Genomic DNA, 3,233 nt, shown 5'->3' on the forward strand with positions numbered 1-3,233 from the left:
TGCTAATGGCCTCGATCGTGCTGTTCGAAGTCTTCGGCCGCGGGAGCGGCGAACCCGTGCATCCCTTGCGCGTTATCCGGAGCTTCCTCAGGCGGCTTTTCATGAATCCGTTGATCATCGGCATTCTGGCAGGCCTTGCATGGCGCATCACGGGTGCGCCGCTGCCTGACGTCGCCATGCGCCTGGTTGATGCGCTGGCCGATACGGCCGGTCCGGTGGCGCTGTTTGCCATGGGGCTCAGCCTGCGCCGCTTCGGCATTTCGGGCAATGTCAGGCCGGCGTTGGTGCTTTCGGTGCTGAAGCTGTTCCTGATGCCGGCGCTGGTCCTGGTCTTCGTCTGGCTGCTCGGCCTGCCGCCCTTGACGGCCAAGGTGGCGGTGATGGTGGCCGCGATGCCATCCGGCGTCAATTCCTATCTCATCGCCGTTCAGTTCAACACCGGCCAGGCGCTGGCGTCGAACCAGATGACCATCGCAACGGCCTGTGCAGCCATCACCACGGCTTTCTGGCTGACTGTCGTCTTGCACGTTTTCGGGTAAGGCATTGGGGTAAGCACGTCGCCTGCTCTCGTCTCGCTGTGGCCCAAGCCCTATATGCCATCTTGCGATTGCTTGCGGGCCTTGCCCTCGGTAAAGAGCAGTGGCTCCGGCGTGCCGGCTTCAGTCCATGGCGCACGCTCACCGAAGATTTCACAGACCGGCCCGTCAGGGCGCTGAACGGAGGATAGACCATGCTTCAGAAAACCAGCCATTTCATGCGGCAGGCCAATCTCATCAACGGCGAGTGGGTGCAGGCCGACAGCGGCCAGACAGTCGACGTCAACAATCCGGCCACCGGTCTCAAGATCGGCACCGTGCCGAAGTCGGGCAAGGCCGAGACGCGCCGCGCCATCGAGGCCGCCGCCGTCGCCTTCAAGTCGTGGCGCAAGACCACCGCGCTCGAGCGCTCGAAGCTGCTGCGCAAGCTGCATGACGCGATGATGGACAATCAGGACGTGCTGGCCGAACTGCTGACCATCGAGCAGGGCAAGTCGCTGTTCGAATCGAAGGGCGAGATTGGCTCCGCCGCGGCCTACATATTGTGGTTCGCCGAGGAAGGCCGCCGCACCTATGGCGATGTCGTGCCCTCACCATGGGCGGACCGCCGCATCCTGGTGACCAAGGAGCCGGTCGGCGTCATTGCCGCCATCACGCCATGGAATTTCCCGTCCTCGATGCTGGCTCGCAAGCTCGGCCCGGCGCTCGCCGCCGGCTGCACCGCGGTGGTCAAGCCGGCGTCGCAGACGCCATATTCGGGCCTCGCCTGGGGTGCGCTCGCCGAGGAAGTCGGCTTCCCCAAGGGCGTCGTCAACATCCTGACCGGTTCGGCCAGCGAGATCGGCGACGAGATTTGCGCCAATCCGCTGGTGTCGAAGATCACCTTCACCGGCTCGACCGAGGTCGGCAAGCTTCTCATCCAGAAGTCGTCGGTCACCGTCAAGAAGGTATCGATGGAGCTCGGCGGCAACGCGCCGTTCATCGTTTTCGACGACGCCGACCTCGAGCGTGCGGTCGCCGGTGCGATCACCGCCAAGTACCGCAATTCCGGCCAGACCTGCGTCTGCACCAACCGCTTCCTTGTCCAGGCTGGTGTCTATGACAAGTTCGTCGAGAAGCTCGCTGCCGCCAGCAACGGGCTGAAGGTCGGCTCCGGCCTCGAGGACGGCGTGCAGCAGGGGCCGCTGATCGACGAGAAGGCGGTGGAAAAGGTCGAGGAACTGATCGCCGACGCCACATCCAAGGGCGGCAAGATCGTCGCCGGCGGCAAGCGCCATGCGCTCGGCGGTTCGTTCTTCCAGCCGACCGTCATTGCCAATGCGACGCCCAAGATGCGCTTCATGAAGGAAGAGATCTTTGGCCCGGTCGCACCGGTGTTCAAGTTCGAGACCGAAGAGGAAGCCGTCGCCCTCGCCAACGACACCGAATTCGGCCTCGCCTGCTACTTCTACACTGGCGATCTCGGCCGCGCCTTCCGTGTGATGGAAGGGCTGAAATACGGCATGGTCGGCGTCAATGAAGGCCTCATCACCACGCCGGAAGCGCCATTCGGCGGCGTCAAGGAATCCGGCCTCGGCAAGGAAGGCGGACATCAGGGCATCGAGGATTACCTCGACACCAAATATGTCTGCATCGGCGGCCTCGGCCTCTGATAGGCTATCCCTGAGATGAGCAGACCGATAGCCTGCCCATCTCTCGTGGGAAAACCAGCCGAAGTCTTCTGGATCAACTGGCATTTACGGGCATGGCGATGAAGGACGGCGAGGTTTTCGGCACGACGCAGGCTGGCGAGCAGGTGCGTCGCTTCACGATCAGGGGCGGCGGCATCACAGCCAACATGATCGGTCTGGGCGCGATCATCCAGGATCTGCGCCTGACCGGGCACGATGCTCCGCTGGTGCTCGGCTATGACAGCCTGGAAGGCTACGAGACGGATACGGCGTTCTTCGGTGCTGTCGTCGGCCGCTACGCCAACCGCATCCGTGACGGCCGCTTCACCATTGGCGGCAGCCGCTACCAGACCGAGCAAAACTTCCTCGACAAGCATACGCTGCATGGCGGCTCGCAAGGTTACTCCCACCGGCCGTGGACGGTTTCCTTGCATGGCAGGGATTTCGTCACGCTGACCCTGCACGATCACGACGGCGCGATGGGTTTTCCCGGCGCGCTTGATGTCACCTGCACCTACCGGTTGAAGATCCCCGGCACGCTTAGCGTCGAGCTGACAGCCACCTGTGAGGAGCCGACGCTGTGCAATCTCACCCAGCATTCCTACTTCAACCTGGACGATGGCGGCGCCGGAGACATTCTCGACCACAGGATGATGTTGAATGCCGGCGCCTATCTGCCGGTCGATGGCGACATGATCCCGACCGGGGTGGTCAAGCCGGTTGACGGCACGCCGTTCGATTTCCGCCAGGCGCGGCCGTTGCGCATGGAGACCGAGGGCGAACAGCTGCCCTACGACCAGAATTTCTGCCTCGCTTCGACACGCGGGCCGCTCAAACAGGCGGCGTGGACGCAAGGCGCCAGTTCCGGTGTCGAGATGGAGGTCTGGACCACTGAGCCCGGCGTCCAGCTCTATACCGGTCAGTATGTGACGCCGCGCACCGGGCTGGAAGGGCGGAACTACAAGGCCTTTTGCGGTTTCTGCCTCGAGCCGCAGATTTGGCCGGATGCGCCGAACCGGCCCTATTT

The 3,233-nt window shown here is 63.4% G+C and carries 3 protein-coding genes; all 3 read left to right on the forward strand.

What is annotated here, in order from left to right; translation table 11 throughout:
- A partial coding sequence (locus EN750_RS25585; RefSeq protein ID WP_189526443.1) for an AEC family transporter occupies positions 1-539 on the forward strand: 539 nt, incomplete at its 5' end.
- Between the two features lie 191 nt (positions 540-730).
- Positions 731-2,188: an NAD-dependent succinate-semialdehyde dehydrogenase gene (locus EN750_RS25590; protein ID WP_127267428.1), complete on the forward strand. Its 1,458-nt coding sequence runs from the start codon at positions 731-733 to the stop codon at positions 2,186-2,188.
- A gap of 92 nt (positions 2,189-2,280) precedes the next feature.
- On the forward strand, positions 2,281-3,233 hold a 953-nt coding region (locus tag EN750_RS25595), incomplete at its 3' end, for an aldose epimerase family protein (RefSeq protein ID WP_145967908.1).

This window comes from Mesorhizobium sp. M7A.F.Ca.ET.027.03.2.1 (assembly GCF_003999175.1).
Classification (GTDB): Bacteria; Pseudomonadota; Alphaproteobacteria; order Rhizobiales; family Rhizobiaceae; genus Mesorhizobium.